The organism is Candidatus Pelagibacter sp. FZCC0015 (genome assembly GCF_007833635.1).
In the GTDB taxonomy this organism is placed as follows: Bacteria; Pseudomonadota; Alphaproteobacteria; order Pelagibacterales; family Pelagibacteraceae; genus Pelagibacter.
Genome location: NZ_CP031125.1, coordinates 1,301,637 through 1,323,566 on the forward strand (window position 1 = coordinate 1,301,637; position 21,930 = coordinate 1,323,566).

General features: G+C 32.1%; 27 protein-coding genes and 1 tRNA gene. All 28 read right to left on the reverse strand.

What is annotated here, in order from left to right; translation table 11 throughout:
- Positions 1-2: 2 nt before the first annotated feature.
- Positions 3-308 carry a 30S ribosomal protein S14 gene (gene rpsN, locus DT059_RS06915; RefSeq protein ID WP_145597906.1) on the reverse strand — a complete coding sequence of 102 codons (306 nt, stop codon included), beginning with the start codon at positions 306-308 and terminating at the stop codon, positions 3-5.
- A gap of 2 nt (positions 309-310) precedes the next feature.
- Complete coding sequence (rplE, locus tag DT059_RS06920) at positions 311-865, reverse strand: 50S ribosomal protein L5 (protein ID WP_145597908.1); 555 nt, start codon at positions 863-865, stop codon at positions 311-313.
- Positions 865-1,110 carry a 50S ribosomal protein L24 gene (rplX, locus tag DT059_RS06925; protein ID WP_145597910.1) on the reverse strand — a complete coding sequence of 82 codons (246 nt, stop codon included), beginning with the start codon at positions 1,108-1,110 and terminating at the stop codon, positions 865-867. The genes rplE and rplX overlap by 1 nt, the downstream gene beginning before the upstream one ends.
- Positions 1,110-1,478: a 50S ribosomal protein L14 gene (gene rplN, locus DT059_RS06930; protein ID WP_145597918.1), complete on the reverse strand. Its 369-nt coding sequence runs from the start codon at positions 1,476-1,478 to the stop codon at positions 1,110-1,112. The genes rplX and rplN overlap by 1 nt, the downstream gene beginning before the upstream one ends.
- Entirely contained in the window at positions 1,478-1,714 is a 237-nt protein-coding gene (gene rpsQ / locus DT059_RS06935) for a 30S ribosomal protein S17 (RefSeq protein ID WP_023853709.1), read from the reverse strand. Before rpsQ ends, rplN begins: the two co-directional genes overlap by 1 nt.
- Positions 1,707-1,898, reverse strand: coding sequence for a 50S ribosomal protein L29 (gene rpmC / locus DT059_RS06940; RefSeq protein ID WP_023853708.1), 192 nt, complete (start codon positions 1,896-1,898; stop codon positions 1,707-1,709). The genes rpsQ and rpmC overlap by 8 nt, the downstream gene beginning before the upstream one ends.
- Positions 1,898-2,308, reverse strand: coding sequence for a 50S ribosomal protein L16 (rplP, locus tag DT059_RS06945; RefSeq protein WP_075503628.1), 411 nt, complete (start codon positions 2,306-2,308; stop codon positions 1,898-1,900). Before rplP ends, rpmC begins: the two co-directional genes overlap by 1 nt.
- Before the next feature lie 2 nt (positions 2,309-2,310).
- A complete protein-coding gene (rpsC, locus tag DT059_RS06950) occupies positions 2,311-2,988 on the reverse strand; it encodes a 30S ribosomal protein S3 (RefSeq protein ID WP_075503634.1) in 678 nt (225 codons plus the stop codon).
- Positions 2,972-3,370: a 50S ribosomal protein L22 gene (gene rplV / locus DT059_RS06955; RefSeq protein ID WP_145597920.1), complete on the reverse strand. Its 399-nt coding sequence runs from the start codon at positions 3,368-3,370 to the stop codon at positions 2,972-2,974. The genes rpsC and rplV overlap by 17 nt, the downstream gene beginning before the upstream one ends.
- Positions 3,371-3,372: 2 nt before the next feature.
- Positions 3,373-3,669, reverse strand: a complete 297-nt coding sequence (gene rpsS / locus DT059_RS06960; RefSeq protein ID WP_023853704.1) for a 30S ribosomal protein S19 — start codon at positions 3,667-3,669, stop codon at positions 3,373-3,375.
- Positions 3,669-4,508: a 50S ribosomal protein L2 gene (rplB, locus tag DT059_RS06965; RefSeq protein ID WP_145597922.1), complete on the reverse strand. Its 840-nt coding sequence runs from the start codon at positions 4,506-4,508 to the stop codon at positions 3,669-3,671. Before rplB ends, rpsS begins: the two co-directional genes overlap by 1 nt.
- 3 nt (positions 4,509-4,511) lie before the next feature.
- A complete protein-coding gene (gene rplW, locus DT059_RS06970; RefSeq protein WP_023853702.1) occupies positions 4,512-4,805 on the reverse strand; it encodes a 50S ribosomal protein L23 in 294 nt (97 codons plus the stop codon).
- A gap of 1 nt (position 4,806) precedes the next feature.
- Positions 4,807-5,430, reverse strand: coding sequence for a 50S ribosomal protein L4 (gene rplD / locus DT059_RS06975; RefSeq protein ID WP_145597924.1), 624 nt, complete (start codon positions 5,428-5,430; stop codon positions 4,807-4,809).
- A complete protein-coding gene (gene rplC, locus DT059_RS06980) occupies positions 5,430-6,140 on the reverse strand; it encodes a 50S ribosomal protein L3 (RefSeq protein ID WP_145597926.1) in 711 nt (236 codons plus the stop codon). Before rplC ends, rplD begins: the two co-directional genes overlap by 1 nt.
- A 2-nt stretch (positions 6,141-6,142) precedes the next feature.
- Entirely contained in the window at positions 6,143-6,451 is a 309-nt protein-coding gene (gene rpsJ, locus DT059_RS06985; RefSeq protein WP_023853699.1) for a 30S ribosomal protein S10, read from the reverse strand.
- A 2-nt stretch (positions 6,452-6,453) separates the two neighbouring features.
- Positions 6,454-8,532, reverse strand: coding sequence for an elongation factor G (gene fusA / locus DT059_RS06990; RefSeq protein ID WP_145597928.1), 2,079 nt, complete (start codon positions 8,530-8,532; stop codon positions 6,454-6,456).
- A 6-nt stretch (positions 8,533-8,538) separates the two neighbouring features.
- Positions 8,539-9,009, reverse strand: a complete 471-nt coding sequence (gene rpsG, locus DT059_RS06995) for a 30S ribosomal protein S7 (RefSeq protein ID WP_145597930.1) — start codon at positions 9,007-9,009, stop codon at positions 8,539-8,541.
- On the reverse strand, positions 9,009-9,380 hold the full coding sequence (gene rpsL, locus DT059_RS07000; protein ID WP_145597932.1) for a 30S ribosomal protein S12: 372 nt from the start codon (positions 9,378-9,380) through the stop codon (positions 9,009-9,011). Before rpsL ends, rpsG begins: the two co-directional genes overlap by 1 nt.
- A 168-nt stretch (positions 9,381-9,548) precedes the next feature.
- A complete protein-coding gene (rpoC, locus tag DT059_RS07005) occupies positions 9,549-13,721 on the reverse strand; it encodes a DNA-directed RNA polymerase subunit beta' (RefSeq protein ID WP_145597934.1) in 4,173 nt (1,390 codons plus the stop codon).
- Positions 13,721-17,809, reverse strand: a complete 4,089-nt coding sequence (gene rpoB / locus DT059_RS07010; RefSeq protein ID WP_145597936.1) for a DNA-directed RNA polymerase subunit beta — start codon at positions 17,807-17,809, stop codon at positions 13,721-13,723. Before rpoB ends, rpoC begins: the two co-directional genes overlap by 1 nt.
- A 56-nt stretch (positions 17,810-17,865) precedes the next feature.
- Positions 17,866-18,231, reverse strand: coding sequence for a 50S ribosomal protein L7/L12 (gene rplL / locus DT059_RS07015; protein ID WP_145597943.1), 366 nt, complete (start codon positions 18,229-18,231; stop codon positions 17,866-17,868).
- A 5-nt stretch (positions 18,232-18,236) separates the two neighbouring features.
- Entirely contained in the window at positions 18,237-18,755 is a 519-nt protein-coding gene (rplJ, locus tag DT059_RS07020) for a 50S ribosomal protein L10 (RefSeq protein ID WP_145598066.1), read from the reverse strand.
- A gap of 5 nt (positions 18,756-18,760) precedes the next feature.
- Positions 18,761-19,450 carry a 50S ribosomal protein L1 gene (gene rplA / locus DT059_RS07025; protein WP_145597945.1) on the reverse strand — a complete coding sequence of 230 codons (690 nt, stop codon included), beginning with the start codon at positions 19,448-19,450 and terminating at the stop codon, positions 18,761-18,763.
- Positions 19,450-19,875 (reverse strand): 50S ribosomal protein L11, encoded by a 426-nt coding sequence (gene rplK, locus DT059_RS07030; RefSeq protein WP_023853690.1) that lies wholly within the window; start codon positions 19,873-19,875, stop codon positions 19,450-19,452. The genes rplA and rplK overlap by 1 nt, the downstream gene beginning before the upstream one ends.
- A complete protein-coding gene (gene nusG / locus DT059_RS07035) occupies positions 19,875-20,405 on the reverse strand; it encodes a transcription termination/antitermination protein NusG (protein WP_145597949.1) in 531 nt (176 codons plus the stop codon). Before nusG ends, rplK begins: the two co-directional genes overlap by 1 nt.
- Positions 20,405-20,596 (reverse strand): preprotein translocase subunit SecE, encoded by a 192-nt coding sequence (gene secE, locus DT059_RS07040; RefSeq protein ID WP_072090353.1) that lies wholly within the window; start codon positions 20,594-20,596, stop codon positions 20,405-20,407. Before secE ends, nusG begins: the two co-directional genes overlap by 1 nt.
- Before the next feature lie 17 nt (positions 20,597-20,613).
- Positions 20,614-20,689: transfer RNA gene (locus DT059_RS07045), tRNA-Trp, on the reverse strand.
- A gap of 10 nt (positions 20,690-20,699) precedes the next feature.
- Complete coding sequence (gene tuf / locus DT059_RS07050) at positions 20,700-21,890, reverse strand: elongation factor Tu (protein WP_075503663.1); 1,191 nt, start codon at positions 21,888-21,890, stop codon at positions 20,700-20,702.
- Between the last annotated feature and the right edge of the window lie 40 nt (positions 21,891-21,930).

The following is a 21,930-nucleotide window of genomic DNA, read 5'->3' on the forward strand; positions in this document are numbered from 1 at the left end:
TTCTACCAGCTAGATTTAACTAAGCCAGGTATCTTTCCTTGTAATCCTAATTGTCTTAATGCAATTCTTGAAATCTTTAATTTTCTGTAAACACCATGAGGTCTTCCAGTAATCTCACATCTATTCATAACTCTTATTTTTGCAGAGTTTCTTGGCAATTTAGATAATTTTTGCTGCGCTTTAAATCTTTCTTCTAATGGAATCTTTTTATCCATTACAATCTTCTTTAATGCTTGTCTTTTTTTATAAAGCCTATCTGAAAGCTTAATTCTTTTTTTATTCTTATTAACAGCGCTTAACTTTGCCATATTTAATTATCTCCTTTTTTAATAAATGGAAAATTCATTTTTTCTAGTAACGCAAAACTATGCTCTTTATTTATTGCTTTAATAACTATTACTATATCTAAACCTCTAACTTTGTCTGCTCTATCAAAGCTTACTTCTGGGAAAATTATATGTTCTTTAATTCCAAATGTATAATTACCAAATTTGTCAAAGCCTTTTGATGACAAACCTCTAAAATCTTTGATTCTTGGTAATGCAATATTCACTAATCTGTCTAAGAATTCATACATTCTATTTTTTCTTAAAGTTACTTTTAAACCAGCGTTTGATCCTTTTCTTGTTTTAAAGTTCGCAACTGATTTTTTAAATTTTGTTGTTACTGGTTTTTGACCAGTAATTTTAGCCATATCTTCTTCACATGATTTTAAAATCTTAGAGTCTGAAGCATCTAAACCAAGACCCATATTTAATATAACTTTCTCAATTCTTGGAGCCATATAAATATTCTTAAAACCAAACTGATCTTTTAATGCGGGCTGAATTTCTTTATTGAATATTTCTTTTAATCTTGGTGTCATTATTTTTTAGCCTCTTTTTTCTTTGCTGCTTTTTCATCAATTAGTTTTAAGTTAGAAATATGAATAAAGCTCTCCTTTGGAAAAATACCACCTTTTTTCTCTTTTGTTGTTTTTACGTGTTTTTTAACCATGTTAATTTCTTTAACTTTAGCTCTGTTATTGGCTCTATCTATTTCAATAACTTCACCTTCTTTTTTTTTATCTTTTCCAGTTAAAATTCTTACTTTCAAACCTTTTTTAATCATTATAAAACCTCCGGTGCCAATGAAATAATTTTCATTTGACCTCTACTTCTTAATTCTCTTGTAACTGGACCAAAAATCCTTGTTCCAACTGGTTCTCCTTTGTCATCAACTAACACAGCAGCATTATTATCAAATCTTACTTTAGAACCGTCATTTCTATGAATTCCCTTTTTAACCCTTACAACTACAGCCTTATGTACAGATCCTTTTTTAACTTTTCCTTTAGGCATCGCTTCTTTAACTGCAATTACAATTGTATCACCAATACTAGCGTATCTTCTTTTTGATCCACCTAGAACTTTAATGCACTCAATTCTTTTTGCACCAGTATTATCAGCTACTTGTAATTCTGTTTGAACACCAATCATTACTTTGTACTCTCCATAACTTGAAATTTTTTATTTTTTGAAAAAGGTTTGCTCTCAATAATTGAAACTTTGTCACCAGTTTTGAACTTATTATTTTCATCGTGAGCATTATAATTTTTTCTAACTCTGATTACTTTTTTAAGAACTGGGTGAGAATATTTACGTTCTACCATAACAGTAACTGTTTTATTTGGTTTATCGCTTATGACTACTCCTGTAAGTATTTTTTTAGGCATTTGCTTTTCCTTTTAAAATTGTTTTTAATCTTGCTATTGTTTTTCTAGTCTCCCCAATTTTAGCTGGGTTTGTTACTTGTGAATTCATTTTTTGAAATCTGAAATTAAAAAGATCTTTTTTAAGTTTATCAATATTCTTCACAATTTCGTCCTTTGATAATTTTTTAATTTCTTGTTTTTTCATTATGCAAATCTCTTAATAGTTTTGGTCTTAATTGGTAATTTAGCTGATGCTTTATATAAAGCTTCTTTAGCAATTTGTTCAGAAACACCATCAACTTCAAACAATATTCTTCCTGGTTTTACTCTGCATGCAAAATATTCTGGTGATCCTTTACCTTTACCCATTCTGACCTCAATCGGTTTTTTAGAAACTGGTATATTTGGAAATATTCTTGTCCAAACTCTTCCTTGTCTTTTCATGTGTCTTGTTAATGCAACCCTTGCAGCCTCTATTTGTTTTCCAGTAACTCTTTCAGGTTGCAAAGCCTTTAATGCGTAAGCACCATAATTAATAGTACTTGCTCTAGTAGCAGTACCGTGAATTCTGCCTTTATGCGCTTTTCTCCACTTTGTTCTTACTGGTTGAAGCATTATTATTTACCTTCCTTTGGCGTTACCTTGTTAGTCTCTTGGCTAAATTCTCTTGCAAAAACTTCACCTTTATAAATCCAAACTTTAATACCAATAATTCCATAAGTTGTAAGAGCCTCTGCCTCTGCATAATCTATATCAGCTCTTAAAGTATGTGATGGAATGCTACCATCTCTTAACCACTCAGTTCTAGCTATTTCATTTCCGCCAAGTCTTCCACTCACAGAAACTTTAATTCCTTTTGCTCCAAGTCTAATACATGATTGCATTGCTCTTTTCATAGCTCTTCTATAAGAAATTCTTTTAACAAGCTGCTGAGCTATGTTTTCAGCTACTAAATAAGCATTAGTTTCAGGTTTTTTAACTTCTTTAATATTTAAATTAACTTCATTTGTAGTGAATTTTGAAAGATTATTTTTAATTTTGTCTATATCACTTCCTTTTTTCCCAATAACAAATCCAGGTCTAGAAGTATATATTGTAACATAGCATTTATTAGATGTTCTTTCGATCATTACCTTGGATACACCAGAGTTGATTACATTTTTCTTGATGTATTCCCTAATTTTAAAATCTTCGATTAGGTAATTTCCAAAATCTTTTTTCTTAGCATACCATACAGAATCCCATCCTCTGTTGACACCTAATCTAAAACCTACAGGATTAACTTTTTGCCCCATGCTTCTCCATTTGTTTTGCTTCTGATAAAATTATTGTAACAGTTGACCAAGGTTTTAATATTGGTGCCGCTCTTCCTTTAGCTCTAGGTCTAAATCTTTTCATAACTATTTTTTTTCCACAATATGCCTCTTTAACTATTAATTTATCAATATCGTATTGAAAATTATTTTCAGCATTGGCTACTGCTGAACTGATAGTTTTTCTAACATCTCTAGTAACTCTTTTTTCTGAAAACTGTAAATCTCTAATTGCAACATCAACTTTTTTACCAACAATGCTTTTTAGTATTGGATTTAACTTTCTAACACTTGATCTAATACCGTTATTGACAGACTTCACTGTTTTTTGGCTCGATTTATCAATTTTCTTTTTCTTACCCATAATTATTTCTTCTCTGCTGTTGCTGGTTTAGCTTTTTTATCAGCTGGTGTATGACCAAAGAACGTTCTTGTTGGTGCAAACTCACCTAATTTATGTCCAACCATATCTTCTGAAACAGTTATTGGTATAAATTTTTTTCCATTATAAATTTGGAAACTTACCCCTACAAAATCAGGTAAAATTGTAGATTTTCTTGACCAAGTTTTAATAGGAATTTTCTTTGGATCGTCTTTATATTTGTCAACCTTCTTCATCAAACTTTCTTCTACAAACGGACCTTTCCAAACTGCTCTAGCCATTACTTAGTATCCTTCCTCTTATTTCTTCTCTTGACTATAAATTTATCTGTTCTCTTGTTATCTCGAGTTTTTAAACCTTTAGCAGATTGTCCTGTAGGTGAAACTGGATGTCTTCCTCCAGCAGATTTTCCTTCACCACCTCCATGTGGGTGATCAACTGGGTTTTTAACAACACCTCTAGTATGAGGTCTTCTACCCAACCATCTTGATCTACCTGCTTTTCCAATTTTAATATTTTTTTGATCTGGATTACTTAAAATTCCAATTGTGGCTAAAGCTCTTGAATCTATTTTTCTCACTTCACCTGATGCTAATTTTATTAAACTATAGTTTCCATCTAGACCACTAATAGTAACTGATGAACCAGCTGCTCGAGCGATTTTTCCACCACCACCTGGTTGTATTTCAACATTATGTATATTGATACCTACTGGTATATCTTGTAATGGCATGCAATTACCTACTTTAATTTCTTTTTTAGAACCGCTTTCAACTTTGTCTCCAACTTTAATTTTTTGTGGTGCTAAGAAATATGAGTGAGTACCATCCTCAAATTTTACTAGCATAATGTAACATGATCTATTTGGATCGTACTCTATTCTTTCAACTGTGGCTTCCATGTCGAATTTTTTTCGATAAAAGTCCACATGTCTGTACATTTTTTTATGTCCACCAGCTCTATTAATAGAGGTAATATGACCATTATTATTTCTACCTTTCATTGCATTTTTAGGTGAAACTAAGGCCTTGAATGGTTTACCTTTCCACAAACCAGTTCTATCAACTAAAATGGTGCCTCTTGTAGATTTTGTATATGGTTTAAAAGTTTTTAATGCCATTTATTAAATTCCTGTTGTTAGATCAATACTCTGACCTTTTTTTAAAGTAATTATTGCTTTTTTATATCCAGATACTTTTACTTTTTTGCCTCTGGTAACTTTTGTTCTGTTTTGTTTATTTATAATATTTATTTTAGTCACATTAACTTTGAATATTTTTTCAATATTCTTTTTTAAATTTTTCTTATTTGCACCATCTGGAACTTTAAATACAATTTTATTCAGTTCAGACAAGTTAGTTGATTTCTCCGTAACCACAGGTGATAGAATTTTGTCGTATAAATGTATTTTTTCCATTTTATGAATATCTCTTTTCTAATTCTTTCACTGAACTTTCTGTGAAAACAACTTTTTTAAATTTAATAATATCGTAAGCACTAAAATGATTTACATCAGTAACTTTAACATTTGGAATATTTCTCAGTGATTTTTCAATTTTTTCTTTAGAATTTTTATCCAAAATTATTAGTGAATTTGTAATTTCAAGTTTATTAATAATTGAGTTCATTTCTTTTGTTTTTTTAATTTCAGAACTAAAATCATTTAAGATTAATAAATTTTTATTATTATTTTTTTCAGTAATTAATGAAGCTACGCTTTGTTTTTTCTCAGTTTTGTTTAGTTTTCTTTTTTTATACGCCAATTCACCTTTTGGTCCATGAGCGATACCACCACCAACAAATATAGGAGCTTTTCTACTAGCATGTCTTGCACCACCAGTTCCTTTTTGAGCATATATTTTTGATGTTGGTCCTTTTACTTCGTTTTGTTGTTTGGTTTTAGCATGTCTTCCTTTGTAATTAGCATTAGTTTTGTAAAGAACTGCACTTACTAACTTATGGTTAATTTTTGCAGAAAAAATATTATCCAAAACTTCAATGCTATCTTTTTTTCCGTCTATGCTAATTTTATCTAATTTCATTATTTTTTCTTCTTATCCGGTGTTTTTTTAGCCTCTTCAGCAGCTGCTTGTTTTTCACTAATTGTCATTTTATTTATATTTTTTACAGATTTTCTGACCATTACCTCTGAATTTTTTGAACCTGGAATAGATCCTTTTAAATAAAGCAGTTCATTTTCCAAATCAGCTTTTATAATTTCTATGTTTTGCATTGTTCTTAACTTATCACCCATGTGACCTGCCATTTTTTTTCCTTTAAAAACTTTTCCTGGATCTTGACTGTGTCCTGTTGATCCGTGTGCTCTATGAGATATTGAAACACCATGACTGGCTCTCAAACCACCAAAATTATGTCTTTTCATAGCTCCGGCAAAACCTTTACCAATTGTTTTTGATCTTGTGTCTACAAATTTAATATCTTTAAATATTTCCAAACCAAACTCGTTTCCCTCTTTATAGGCAGATGTATCCTGCACTCTAAACTCTTTTAATTTTTTCTTAGCCTCAGTATTTTTTTTAGCAAAAACACCTTTCATAGCTTTTGTTAATTTTGAATTTTTAACTTTTCCATATCCAAGCTGAACTGCTTTGTATCCTCTTTTTTCTTCCTCTATTACCTGAATTACTCTAGCTTTTTCGACCTTAAGTACAGTTACAGGAACTAATTGACCGGTTCTATAGAACTCTCTAGTCATACCAATTTTCTTTCCTAATAAAGCTATTTCACTCATAATTAAATTTTTATCTCCACATCAACACCTGATGCTAAATCAAGTTTCATTAACGCTTCAACAGTTTGTGGTGTTGGTTCAATAATATCAATTAATCTTTTATGTGTTCTTGACTCAAATTGTTCTCTACTTTTCTTGTCAATGTGAGGTGATCTTAAAACTGTATATCTTTCAATTCTTGTAGGTAGTGGAATTGGTCCCTTAATTGTTGCTCCAGTTCTTTTTACTGTATTCACAATTTCTTCAGTCGAAGCATCTAAAACTTTGTTGTCGTATGCTCTTAATTTAATTCTAATATTCTGTTTTTCCATGATTAACCTGCGATCTTCTTAGTTACTTCGTCTTGGACATTTTGTGGGACTTTTGAATAATGATCAAAAAACATTGAATATTGTGCTCTACCTTGAGACATTGATCTTAAATTATTTATATAACCAAACATGTTAGCTAAAGGTACCATTGCTGTAATTACAGTTGCATTTCCTCTTTGCTCTTGAGTACTGATTTGACCTCGTCTACTGTTTAAATCACCTATAACATCGCCCATGTAATCTTCAGGTGTTACTACTTCAACTCTCATTACAGGTTCTAATAGTTTTAAACCACCTTTTGTACAAGCCTCTTTAAAGCAAGCTCTACTTGCTAATTCAAACGCTAAAACACTTGAGTCAACATCGTGATGTAAACCATCTAATATCGTTACTTTATAATCAATCATTGGAAAACCGGCTAAAATTCCAGTATCTGAAACTGTTTCTATGCCTTTTTCAACACCAGGAATAAATTCTTTTGGAATTGCACCACCTTTAATTTTACTCTCAACATTTCGACCTTTGCCTGGTTCTTGAGGCTCTACTAAAAGTTTAACTTTTGCAAATTGACCAGCACCACCACTTTGTTTTTTGTGGGTGTACTCAACCTCTGAAGCAGCTTCTATGGTTTCTCTATAAGCAACTTGTGGAGCTCCAACATTTGCCTCTACTTTAAATTCTCTTTTCATTCTATCAACAATAATATCCAAGTGTAATTCACCCATACCTTTAATAATTGTCTGTCCCGACTCTTCGTCTGATGTTACTCTAAAAGAAGGATCTTCCTTGGCTAACCTACCTAATGCTTCACCCATTTTTTCTTGGTCTGCTTTAGTTTTTGGTTCTACTGCAATTTCAATTACCGGATCAGGGAATTCCATTGGTTCAAGTAGAACTGAATTTTCTTTGTCACATAGAGTGTGTCCTGTAATAGTATTTTTTAATCCTGCTAAAGCTACTATGTCGCCTGCATTAGCTTCTTTAATATCTTCACGAGAATTTGCATGCATCAAAAGCATTCTTCCAACTCTTTCTTCTTTCTCTTTAGAAGAATTGAAGACCGCAGTACCAGTTTTGATTGTACCTGAATAAATTCTAATAAAAGTTAATGAGCCAACAAATGGGTCATTAGCTACTTTAAAAGCTAAAGCAGAAAATGGAACACTGTCTTCAAATTTCATTTCCATTTCATCCTCACTACCTAATTTAGTTCCTTTAATAGAACCAATATCTACTGGACTTGGTAAATAATTTACAACAGCATCAAGTAAAGGCTGAACACCTTTGTTTTTGAATGCTGAACCAGTTAAAACTGGAACAAAACTAAAATTAAGCGTTCCTTTTCTAATACATTTAGCTAAATCTTCTTCTTTAATTTCATCACCATTTAGATAAGCCTCCATTAACTTTTCATCTTGTTCAACGGCTGTTTCTACCAATTCTGTTCTATATTTTTCTGAGATTTCTTTTAAATCTTCTGGAATTTCTTTGTATTCCCATTCAGCTCCTAGTGCTTCATTTTTCCAGACCTGAGCTTTCATTTTAACAAGATCAACTACTCCAGATAGAGAAGCTTCAACACCTATAGGAACTTGAACAACTAAAGGTTTGGCACCTAATCTATCTCTAATCATATCTACACATCTAAAAAAATCAGCACCTGTTCTATCTAATTTATTAACAAAACAAATTCTTGGCACTTTATACTTATCGGCTTGCCTCCATACAGTTTCAGATTGAGGCTCTACACCTGCAACACCATCAAAAACAGCAACAGCACCGTCTAAAACTTTTAAAGATCTTTCTACTTCAATAGTAAAATCAACGTGACCAGGAGTGTCTATAATATTAATCCTATGATCATTCCAAAAACAAGTGGTAGCAGCAGATGTAATTGTAATACCTCTTTCTTGTTCTTGCTCCATCCAATCCATTGTTGCGGCACCATCATGTACCTCACCAATTTTGTGGCTCTTACCTGTATAGTAAAGAACTCTTTCGGTAGTAGTTGTTTTACCAGCATCTATATGGGCCATGATCCCAATGTTTCTATATTTATCTAATGAATGAGTTCTAGCCATATCTTATTACCACCTAAAATGAGCAAATGCCTTATTAGACTCTGCCATTTTATGTACATCCTCTCTTTTTTTAACAGCAGCACCCTTTTTTTCATAAGCATCGTAAAGCTCATTAAAAATTTTATCTGCCATGTGTTTATCTTTTCTTTTTCTTGCTGACTCAACTAACCATCTAATAGCTAAAGCTTGTGCTCTTTTACTTTTTACCTCAACAGGAACTTGATAAGTTGCACCACCAACTCTTCTAGATCTAACTTCTACAGTTGGTTTGATATTGTTAATTGCTTCATTGAAAATGTTAATCGGTTCATCTTTAGTTTTTGTTTTAATTTTATCGATAGCGTCATAAACTATTTTAGCAGCAATACCTCTTTTGCCGTCATACATAATATTGTTGATTAATTTAGGAATAATAGTTGACTTGAATTTTGGATCTGGAACTATATTTTTTTTTGGTTGAGTTTTTTTTCTAGACATTATTTACCTTTTTTTGTTCCGTATAAAGATCTTCTTTTTTTTCTGTTTGCAACACCCTGGGTATCTAGATTACCTCTTAGAATATGATAACGAACGCCTGGCAAATCTTTTACCCTTCCACCTCTAATCAGCACTACCGAGTGTTCTTGAAGATTGTGACCCTCACCAGGAATGTAAGCTGTAACTTCAAATCCATTTGATAATCTCACTCTAGCAACTTTTCTCAATGCGGAGTTTGGTTTCTTAGGAGTTGTTGTATAAACTTTAACACAAACACCTCTCTTTAAAGGTTGTTTTTGTAGAGCAGGAACTTTGTTCCTTACTGCTGGTTTAACCCTTTTTTTTCTTAACAACTGATTAATAGTTGGCATAAATTTTTTTAAAATTAATTAATTTATTTTTAGATGAAAATAACTGACAGGTTATTTTGTGGCAGCGTTTAGTACTGTTAGAAGCACTACATTCCAACCAAAAACATCGCCAAATTACTTATTAATAGCCCTTTGTCAAACTAAAACTGCAATTTTTAGGTGATTTTTTTACTGATTTGCCTGTGTTTCTTCAGGTTCTAGATCTTCTATTTTATCCTGCTCTGCTAAGAAATTATTATCGTCCTCTAGAGCTTTTTTGTTCCATCTATTTTTTATATTACCAGTACCTGCAGGAACTAATCTTCCAACAATTACGTTCTCTTTTAGGCCATTTAATGGATCAACTTTTCCTTTAATTGCAGCGTCTGTTAATACTCTAGTTGTTTCTTGGAAAGAAGCAGCTGAAATAAATGATTCTGTTTGAAGTGAAGCCTTAGTAATACCCATTAGAACTCTTTCACCAACGGCTGGTGTTTTTCCATCAGCAACCAATTTTTCATTAGTATTATCAAACTTAATTCTATCAACCACTTCACCAGGTAAATAACTTGAGTCACCTGATACTTTAACTTCAACTTTTTTAAGCATTTGCCTTAAAATAGTTTCAATATGCTTATCGTTTATTATTACACCTTGTAATCTATAAACTTCTTGAACTTGATTAACAAAATATTCTGTTAATTCTTTGATTCCTAAAATTCTCAAAATATCATGTGGTAGTGGTTGACCATCTAAAAGATACTCTCCTTTTTGAATTTTTTCACCTGGATTAAAATTGATATGTTTACCTTTTGGAATTAAATAATTTGAAGGTTCTGATCCATCTTCAGGAACAATAGATACTCTTTGTTTGCCTCTTACCTCTTTACCAAAAACAACACTACCGTCATTTTCTGCAATGATCGCACTATCCTTAGCTTTTCTAGCTTCAAATAACTCAGCAACTCTTGGAAGACCTCCGGTAATATCTTTTGTTTTTGTAGTTTCCTTAGGTAATCTTGCTATTACGTCACCTGCATAAACTTTTTGACCATCTTTAATTGATAAAATAGAATCTGGTACTAAATAATATCTAGCTTCATTATCATCAGCTTTTTTAATCACATTTCCTTTTTCATCTCTTAAAGTAATTCTAGGTTTTAGATCAGTACTTTTTGATTGACCTCTCCAATCAATTACTGATTTAGAAGAAATTCCTGTTGCATCGTCAGTAGTCTCTTGAATTGACACACCATCAATTAAATCTACATAACTAGCTGTTCCACTTTTCTCTGCTATAACTGGTGTTGTGTAAGGATCCCATTCACATATTTTAGTATTTGCTTTAACTTTGTCACCGTTGTTGAAAAATAATCTTGAACCATAAGCAACTTTATAAACTGCTATCTGAACTCCTTTGTCATCCTCTATAGAAAGTTGAGTGTTTCTTCCCATAACAATTAAATTCTTTTTAGAGTCCTCTAAAATATTTGAGTTAATAATTTTTAAAGTTCCTTCACTTTTGGTAACTATTTGAGAATCTTGTTTAACTGAAGCTGTTCCTCCAACGTGGAACGTTCTCATTGTTAGCTGTGTTCCTGGTTCTCCAATTGATTGAGCAGATATCATTCCAATAGCTTCACCAACATGAACCATCTTACCTCTTGATAAATCTCGTCCATAGCAAGTAGCACAAACACCTTCTTTTGAACTACATGTCATTACAGAATAAACTTTAATTGATTTTACTCCTGCAGCATCAATTTTATCGCAGCCTGCCTCATCAATCATTTCAGATTTTTTAATAATTACTTCACCCGATAAAGGGTTCTTAACATCAGAAGCTGTTACTCTTCCTAATGCTCTTTCAGATAAACTAACAACTACATTACCACCCTCTAAAATTTCAGAGAGTTCAATAAATCCAGGATCATCGCAATTAACTTTAGTTATTGTTAAGTCTTGCGCAACATCACATAGTCTTCTTGTTAAATATCCAGAACTAGCTGTTTTAAGTGCTGTATCTGCTAATCCTTTTCTAGCTCCGTGAGTTGAATTAAAATACTCTAAAGCAGTTAATCCCTCTTTAAAGTTTGAAATAATTGGACTTTCTATAATTTCTCCTGACGGTTTAGCAATCAAACCCCTCATACCAGCTAATTGTTTCATTTGAGCAGCAGATCCTCTCGCTCCACTGTCTGCCATCATAAATACAGAATTTATTTTCAATCCTTCATCAGTTTTTTCTGTAGCTGAAATTCCTTTCATCATTTCTCCAGCAACTTTATCTGTACACTTAGACCAAGCATCGACAACTTTGTTGTATTTTTCACCTCTTGTAATTAAACCTTCAGCATATTGAGTTTCATAATCTGCAATTAATTTCTTAGTATCATCAATTAATTGAGTTTTATTTTCAGGGATTACAAGATCGTCTTTTCCAAACGAAATTCCTGCTTTAAATGCGTGTTTAAATCCTAAATCTTTAAGCTTGTCACAGAAAATTACAGTTGTCTTTTGACCACAAAATCTAAATACAACATCAATTATTTCTGAAACTACTTTTTTAGGCAATAATCTATCTACTAAAGAAAACTTAATGTTACTATTTTTAGGTAATAAATTTGCTAATAAAAATCTTCCAGCTGTAGAAGTGTATTTTTCTATTTTCTTATTCCCTTGATCATCAACAGTCTCATATCTTGAAATGATAGTACTATGTACATTTATTTGACCTAATGATAATGCAAATTCAATTTGATCTGAATTTGTAAAGTATCCAGCTGGTTTGTCAGATATAGGTTCTTGTGAAAGATAGTAAATTCCTAAAATCATATCCTGACTCGGAACAATAATTGGTTTACCGTTTGATGGAGAAAGAATATTATTTGTAGATAACATTAAAATTCTTGCTTCTAATTGTGCTTCTAAACTTAACGGCACGTGCACTGCCATTTGGTCACCATCGAAGTCAGCATTAAATGCAGCGCAAGTTAAAGGATGTAATTCAATTGCATCTCCTTCAATTAATTTTGGCTCAAACGCTTGAACTCCGAGCCTATGAAGTGTTGGTGCTCTATTTAAAAGTACCGGATGCTCTCTAACTATTAATTCTAAAGCGTCCCAAACTGCATTTGTTTCTTTTTCAACTAATTTTTTAGCTTGTTTAATTGTTGAAGCTAAGCCTAATTTATTTAATCTTGCATATAAAAATGGTTTAAATAACTCAAGAGCCATTTTTTTTGGTAAACCACACTCATGTAATTTTAGATCAGGACCGACAACGATTACTGATCTTCCAGAATAATCAACTCGTTTACCTAATAAATTTTGTCTAAACCTTCCTTGTTTACCTTTTAACATTTCAGCAAGAGATTTAAGTGGTCGCTTACCTGTTCCTGTTATTACCCTACCTCTTCTACCGTTATCAAATAGAGCATCTACAGACTCTTGAAGCATTCTTTTTTCATTTCTTACAATGATATCTGGAGCTTTAAGATCCATTAATCTTTTTAATCTATTATTTCTGTTAATTACTCTTCTGTATAAATCGTTAAGATCTGAAGTAGCAAATCTTCCACCATCAAGAGGAACTAATGGTCTTAATTCTGGTGGTATAACTGGTACAACAGTCATAATCATCCACTCAGGTTTTTGACCTGTTTCGATAAATGACTCTATTAATTTTAATCTTTTAATTGCTCTTTCTTCGTTAACTTTTGATTTGGTTTCTTTAATAAAGCTAACAAGATTTTTTCTTTCTAATTCTAAATCTAAATTTTTCAGCATCTCAAGAACAGCTTCTGCTCCTATTCCCGCTGTAAAACTTTCTTCACCAAACTCATCCTGGTATTTTGCTAATTCTTCCTCATTTAAGAGTTGATTTTTTTGTAAACCAGTTAAACCAGGTTCTATTACTATAAAGTTTTCAAAATAAAGAACTCTCTCTATTTCTTTTAATTTCATGTCTACTGCCAAAGCAATTCTGCTTGGAAGAGACTTTAAGAACCAAATATGTGCTACTGGTGTAGCAAGATTAATGTGGCCCATTCTTTCTCTTCTTACATTTGATTTTGTAACCTCAACACCACATTTCTCACAGATAATTCCTCTAAATTTCATTCGTTTATACTTACCGCATAAACACTCATAATCTTTTATAGGTCCAAAAATCCTTGCACAAAATAAACCATCTTTTTCAGGTCTAAACGTCCTATAATTAATTGTTTCAGGCTTTTTAATTTCACCAAATGTCCAAGATTTAATTTTCTCTGGGCTAGCAAGTGAAATTTTAATGCTATTAAAATTTTGAGCTTCTGAAATTTCACTGCCCTTAAATAGATCTGTTAATTCTTTTTTCATTAATTAAGCTCCACATTTAATGCTAATGATTTAATCTCTTTAACTAAAACGTTAAACGACTCTGGTATACCTGACTCAAAGTTTTCTTCACCTTTAACTATAGTCTCATAAACTTTAACTCTTCCTGCGACGTCATCGGATTTAACAGTTAAAATTTCCTGTAATGTATATGATGCACCATATGCTTCAAGAGCCCACACTTCCATTTCACCAAATCTTTGACCACCTAACTGTGCTTTACCACCAAGTGGTTGTTGTGTAACCAAACTGTAAGGTCCTGTAGATCTTGCATGAATTTTATCTTCAACTAAGTGATGAAGTTTTAGCATATAGATTATTCCAACAGTAACCGGTCTATCAAATTTCTCTCCTGTTCTTCCATCCCATAAATAAGTTTGTCCTGATCCTGGTAGATTTGCTAGTTCAAGCATCTCAGTAACATTTTTTTCTTTAGCACCATCAAAAACAGGTGTTGATATTGCGATACCATTTTGTAAATTTTCACAAAGATCTTTGAATTCACTCTTGCTTAATTTATCCACTTTTTCATTGAAAATTTCTTCTCCATAAACAGATTTTAAGAATTTTTCGATTTTTTCTGTTCTTTCAATTTTTTTGTTATTTTCGTTTACTAAATTTTTAACTTGTTCACCAAATTCTTTACATGCCCAACCTAAATGTGTCTCTAAAATTTGTCCAACGTTCATCCTGCTTGGAACACCCAGAGGATTTAATACAATGTCAACTGGTCTGCCGTCTTCTCTGTAAGGCATATCTTCAACAGGTACAATCTTACTTACGACTCCTTTGTTTCCATGTCTTCCAGACATTTTATCACCAGGTCTTAATCTTCTTTTGATAGCAACGAACACTTTTACCATTTTCATAACACTTGGTAATAAATCATCACCACTTCTAATTTTTAAAACTTTATCTTCAAATCTCTCGTTTATGTCTTGTTTCGCTTTATTATATTGATCTTTTAATTGAGCTAATGTTGCTTCGTCATTTACATTTCCTACTGTGATTTTGAAGACATCATTAATTGACAATGTATTAATTGTATCAAAATCTAACTTAGTTCCTTCTGGTAAATCTTTTACTTTTTTAGTTAAAGATGATCCTGACAAGAATTGTGAAGCTCTTTGTTTAATACTTCTTTCTAATATTTCTTCCTCAACAATTTTATCTTGTTGAACTTGCTCAATTTCAGCTCTTTCAATAGTTATTGATCTTTCGTCCTTCTCAATTCCATGTCTATTGAATACTCTTACATCAACTACCGTTCCACTTGATCCTCTAGACATTCTTAAAGATGTATCAGTTACATCAATAGCTTTTTCTCCAAAAATTGATCTTAATAATTTTTCTTCTGGACCAGATGCTGAGTCACCTTTTGGGGTAACTTTACCAACCAAAATATCACCTGCATTAACCTCTGCACCAATATAAACAATACCTGATTCATCAAGGTTTTTTAAAGCCTCTTCATTTACATTTGGTATATCTCTAGTTATTTCTTCTTCACCAAGCTTTGTATCTCTTGCCATTATTTCGTATTCAACAATGTGAACAGATGTAAATACGTCATCTGTAACACATCTTTCTGAAATTAAGATTGAGTCTTCAAAGTTGTAACCTTGCCACGGCATGAATGCTACAGTAACGTTCTTACCTAAAGCAAGTTCACCTAATTTTGTTGAAGGACCATCTGCAATAATATCTCCAGATTTAACTTTATCACCAACTCTAACTAGTGGTCTTTGATTTATACAAGTATTTTGGTTCGATCTTTTAAATTTTTGAAGATTATAGATATCTACACCAGACTTACTAAAGTCAGTTTCCTCAGTTACTTTTATAACAATTCTTTTACCATCTATTTTATCAACAACTCCATCACGCTTAGCAACAATAGTAACCCCAGAATCTAAAGCAACATCACTTTCAATTCCTGTACCAACAAGCGGAGACTCGGGTTTTAATAATGGAACTGCTTGTCTCATCATGTTTGATCCCATTAAAGCTCTGTTTGCATCATCATTTTCTAAGAATGGAATTAAAGATGCTGCAACTGAAACTAATTGTTTTGGTGATACGTCAATGTAATCAATAGAGTCAGGTTTTGCTAAAAGAAAGTTAAGGTTTTGTCTACATGAAACTAGTTCTTCAGTAATTTTTCCATTTTTATCAAGTTTTGTATTTGCTTGAGCAATAGTGAATTTTGTTTCTTCCATTGCTGACAAGTATTCGACTTTATCTTGAACAACACCATCTTTTACTTTTTTGTAAGGACTTTCAATAAAGCCATACTTATTAATTTTTGCATAAGTAGATAAACTATTAATCAAACCAATATTTGGACCCTCTGGTGTCTCAATTGGACAAATTCTTCCATAGTGAGTTGGATGGACGTCTCTGACTTCAAAACCTGCTCTTTCTCTTGTTAAACCTCCCGGACCTAACGCTGAAACTCTTCTTTTATGAGTAATTTCAGATAAAGGATTTGTTTGATCCATAAACTGAGATAGTTGTGAACTTGCAAAAAAATCTTTCAATGAAACTGTTAATGGTTTTGCATTAATTAGATCTTGTGGCATTGCTGACTCAACATCTAAAGTTGTCATTTTTTCTTTAATAGCTCTTTCCATTCTGTAAACACCAATTCTAGCTTGGTTCTCAACTAGCTCCCCAACAGAACGAACTCTTCTATTTCCTAGGTGATCAATGTCATCAACATCATCTTTACCATCACGTAAATCCAACATTTTATGAATAATTGCTATGATATCGTCATTTCTTAATATAGTAATTTTATCAGAACATTCTTGGTTTAATCTTGAGTTCATTTTAACTCTACCAACATCTGACAAATCGTATCTGTCTGAGCTAAAGAAAAGATTGTTAAATATTTGAGTTGCTATCTCTATAGTTGGTGGCTCACCAGGTCTTAACATTTTATAAATTTCCGTGATAGCTTCATCTTTAGTATTATTTTTATCAGCTAAAATAGTTGTAAGTAGATAAGGTCCTTTATTTATAGAGTTTGTAACAGAAATTTGAAGTGTATGTATATTTGCATCTAAAATTTGTTGAATTATTGTATCGTTTAATTCGGTCCCAATTTTAAATACACCATCTTCTTCTTCATTTACTTTTACATCTCTGTGTAAAAATTTACCAAATAAAGACTCTCTAGAGACTAGTATATCTTTCAAACCATCGTTAGCTAATTTTTTTGCACTTAAAAAATTAATCTTATCACCTAATTTAATTACTACTTCACCAGTCTTTGCATCAATTACTTCTTCTGAAAAATTTTTTGCCTTGTAGTTTTCTGGATTAAATTTAGTTTTCCATTTTTCTGTTTTTGGGTCGAAATTATATTGTTCGCTTTCATAGAACTCATCTATTATTTCTGATTTTGTATAACCTAAAGCCAATAATAAAGAAGATGAAAAAATTTTCTTTTTTCTGTCAATTTTAAAATATAGAAAATCTTTAACATCATATTCAAAATCTAACCAAGAGCCTCTATTAGGTATTACTCTACAATTAAATAAAAGTTTTCCACTTGCATGAGTTTTTCCTTTATCATGATCAAAAAATACACCTGGACTTCTGTGCATTTGGTTTACTACAACTCTTTGAACACCGTTAGTTATAAAAGTTCCACTATTAGTCATCATAGGAACTTCACCCATATATACTTCTTGCTCTTTAGCTGATAAAATATCTTTTGTATTATTTTCTTGATCTATTTCATAAACTACTAATCTTAAAGTACACTTAAGAGCTGATGAATATGTAAGACCTCTTGCTATACATTCTTCAACATCAAATTTTGGTTTCTCTAATCTATATGAAACATACTCTAAAGTTGCTTTATCATTTAAATCTTCAATAGGAAAAATACTTTTAAAAACTCTATCAAAGCCTTTAGTAAGTTCTGCTGCCTCAACATTAAATTCTGTTAATTCTTTATAAGAATTTTTTTGTACTTCAATTAAGTTAGGTATAGATAAACTTTCTTTTAGTTTACCAAAACTTTTTCTAATGTTTTTCTTTTCAGTAAAAGATAATTGCATCTATGTTTATAAATACTGATTAAAAATAATCAGTATTCGAATTCTTTCTATTTAATTTATTTAAGTTCTACTTTAGCGCCAGCAGCTTCTAACTTAGCTTTGATCTCTTCAGCATCTTTTTTGTTTACACCAGATTTAACTTCTTTTGGTGCTCCCTCTACAAGATCTTTAGCTTCTTTTAAACCTAATGAAGTAGCTGCTCTTACTTCTTTGATAACATTAATTTTTTTATCACCTGCAGAAACTAACATGATTGTAAAATCATCTTTATCTTCTGCTGGAGCTGCACCACCTGCTGCTGCTGGAGCTGCTGCTGCCATTGGAGTTACACCCCATTTTTCTTCTAATTGTTTTGAAAGTTCAGCTGCCTCTGCAACAGTCAAACTTGATAAGTCTTCAATAATTTTGTTTAGGTCAGGCATATGTATTACTCTTTGGGTTGTGTTTCAGAATTTTCTGCCGACAAACTACTCATTTTTTCTGAATGTGCAAGCAAAATACTGATTAATTTAGATGCAGAAGCGTTCAAAATACCCACAATATTGGCTCTTGCTTCATCTAATGTAGGTAAACTAGCTACATTTTGGACACCGGCCTGATCTAAGACCTCGTTATCCATAATTCCACCAATTAATTTTAGGTTTTCATTATCTTTTGCAAATTTTGACAGAATCCTTGCAGACATTATTGCATCCTCTCCAAATGCAACTGCTGTAGGACCAGTAAATAAATTGGATAAATCTTTACACTTTGTTTTTTCTAAAGCTAATTTTGTAATCCTGTTTTTTGTTATTTTGAAAATTATTCCATGCTCTCTCATTTTAGCTCTCAATTCATCTAACTGAGTCATTGTTAAACCTTGATAATGAGTAACCATAACAGCTTTGCTGTTTTCAAACTTAGTAGTCATTTCTTCAATATAATTTTTCTTTTGTTCTTTGTTCATCATAACTATATCGATTTCCCTAATTTAACTTTGTATGAAACACCCATTGTTGATGTAGCAAATACACTTCTAATTAAATCACCTTTTAAAGTGTTATTTGATTTTTCTTTCTCTAAAGCATCTAAAATTGCATTATAGTTTTTAAGTAATTGATCATCACTAAAAGATTTTTTACCAATACTCACTCCAATATTTCCGTCTTTATCATTTCTAACTTCTACTTGACCTGATTTAGCATTAGTTACTGCTTCTTTAATATTTTCAGAAACTGAACCAAGTTTAGGGTTAGGCATTAAACCTTTTGGTCCTAAAACTTTTCCTAATTTAGAAAGTTTAATCATCATTCCTGGTGTACAAATTAATTTTTCAAAATTTAATTCTCCACTTTTAATTTTTTCAACAAATTCATCACCACCTACGATATCTGCACCTGCATCTTTGGCATCTTGCGCTTTATTATCTTCACAAACTACAGCAACTTTAACTTTCTTACCTGTGCCACCAGGTAAATTAACTACTGTTCTAATGTTAACTTCGCTTTTCTTTTGCTTGTGATTTATTTGAAAACTTAAATCTAATGACTCGTCAAATTTAGTAGTGCAATTTTTCTTAAGCTCAGGTAACAATTTTTCTATAGACTCCGCGTTCAAGTCTTTTGTCTTTTCAGGTAATTTTTTGTATCTTTTTGATGCCATTATTCTTTTACCTCAATACCCATTGATCTAGCTGATCCTGCAATAATTTTTATAGCTTCTTCAATATCATGTGCATTTAAGTCATTCATTTTTTCTTTTGCAATACTCTCTAATTGTTTTTTAGAAATTGAAGCAACAATATTTCGTCCTGGTTCTTTTGATCCACCTTTAAGCTTTACAGCTTCTTTAATATAAAAAGATGCTGGTGGTGACTTAATTTTAAAATCAAATTTTTTGTCTTTATAAACTGTAATTTCAACTGGCACAGGTTTACCTGCCATTGATTTTGTTTTGTCATTAAACGCTTTACAAAATTCCATTATATTCACACCACGTTGACCTAATGCAGGACCAACTGGTGGGGCTGGATTAGCTTGACCGCCTTTAATTTGTAATTTTATAAATCCACTAATTTCTTTTGCCATTAACTTACCTTCTCAACCTGATTATATTCTAAATCTACTGGTGTAGGACGACCAAATATAGAAACTGACACCTTAAGTCTAGCTTTTTCTTCATCAATTTCTTCTATCATGCCTGTAAATGACGCAAATGGACCATCCACAACCTGAACTTTTTCACCTACACTGTAATCTACGCCAGATTTTGGCTGAGCAACTCCATCTTTGATCTGACCTAAAATCTTCTCTACCTCTTTATCTGAAACTGGAACAGGAATGCCTTTTGTTCCCAAGAAACCACTGACCCTCTTTATATTCTTAATCATGTGATAAATATTATTATCCATCTCACTTTTAATTAGTACATATCCAGGAAAGTATTTCTTTTTTCTTTGAATTCTTTTACCTCTCTTAACCTCGGTAACATCATGTGTGGGTACAATAATCTCTTCAAATTTATCAGAAATTTTGGCTTTGTCTGCCTCCTCTTTAATTAAAGATGCTACTTTATTCTCAAAACTAGAGTGGGACTGAACAATGTACCAATTTTTCATTAAATACTCACTTTAAGTAAAAGTTCTAAGAAAAATTTCAAAACCTGATCTAAAAGAAGAAAAAATAAAGACATAACTACTGCCATAACAAATACCATTAAAGCACCTTGCAAAGTTTCTTTCCAAGTAGGCCAAGTAACTTTAAAAGCCTCTTGTTTAACTTCCTGTATAAATTTAATCGGGTTTCTCATAATTTCTTAGCTCAAATTGGCAGGAGCGGAGGGACTCGAACCCTCAGCCTCCGGTTTTGGAGACCGGCGCTCTACCAATTGAGCTACACTCCTATTTATAGAGTTACTCTATAATTTTAGTTACTACTCCTGCTCCAACAGTTCTTCCGCCTTCTCTAATAGCAAAGTTTAATTTTTCTGCCATTGCGATTGGTGTAATTAGTTTAACAGTAAATTTAGCATCATCACCTGGCATAACCATTTCAGTACCAGCTGGTAATTCTACTTCGCCTGTAACGTCTGTTGTTCTAAAATAAAACTGTGGTCTGTACTTAGTAAAGAATGGAGTATGTCTTCCACCTTCATCTTTTTTAAGTACATACGCTTGAGCTTCAAATTTAGTATGTGGAGTAATTGAGCCAGGCTTACAAAGAACTTGACCTCTTTCAATGTCAGTTCTTTCAATACCTCTCAATAAAATTCCAACGTTATCTCCAGCTTCACCTGAATCTAAAAGTTTTCTAAACATTTCTACTCCAGTACAAACTGATTTTTTAGTTTCTCTAATTCCAACTATTTCTACTTCTTCTCCAGTTTTAATTACACCTGACTCAACTCTACCAGTTGCAACTGTTCCTCTTCCAGAAATTGAGAATACGTCCTCAACTGGCATTAAGAATGGCTTATCGACTTCTCTAGCTGGTTGTGGAATATGTTCATCAACAGCTTTCATTAATTCTAAAATTGAATTTTTTCCAATTTCATCATCTCTTCCTTCAACTGCTGCTAAAGCTGAACCTTTAACGATTGGTGTTTTGTCACCAGGATATTTGTATGAAGTTAAAAGTTCTCTAATTTCTTCCTCAACAAGTTCAATCATTTCTTTATCGTCTACTTGGTCTACTTTATTTAAGTAAACAACAATTGCAGGAATACCAACTTGTCTTCCTAAAAGAATGTGTTCTCTTGTTTGTGGCATTGGACCATCAGCTGCATTAACAACTAAAATAGCTCCATCCATTTGTGCAGCACCAGTGATCATGTTTTTAACATAGTCAGCGTGACCAGGACAATCTACGTGAGCATAGTGTCTTTTTTCAGTTTCATACTCAACGTGTGCTGTCGAAATTGTTATACCTCTCTCTTTTTCTTCAGGTGCTTTATCAATCTGATCATAAGCAACTGCAGTTCCGCCGCCCGCTTGTGCTAATACATTTGTAATCGCGGCAGTAAGAGTTGTTTTACCATGGTCGACATGACCAATAGTCCCAATGTTACAGTGGGGTTTATTTCTTACAAATTTTTCTTTTGACATTACGTTTTTACCTCAGTTTATTTGTTTTCATTTTCAATTT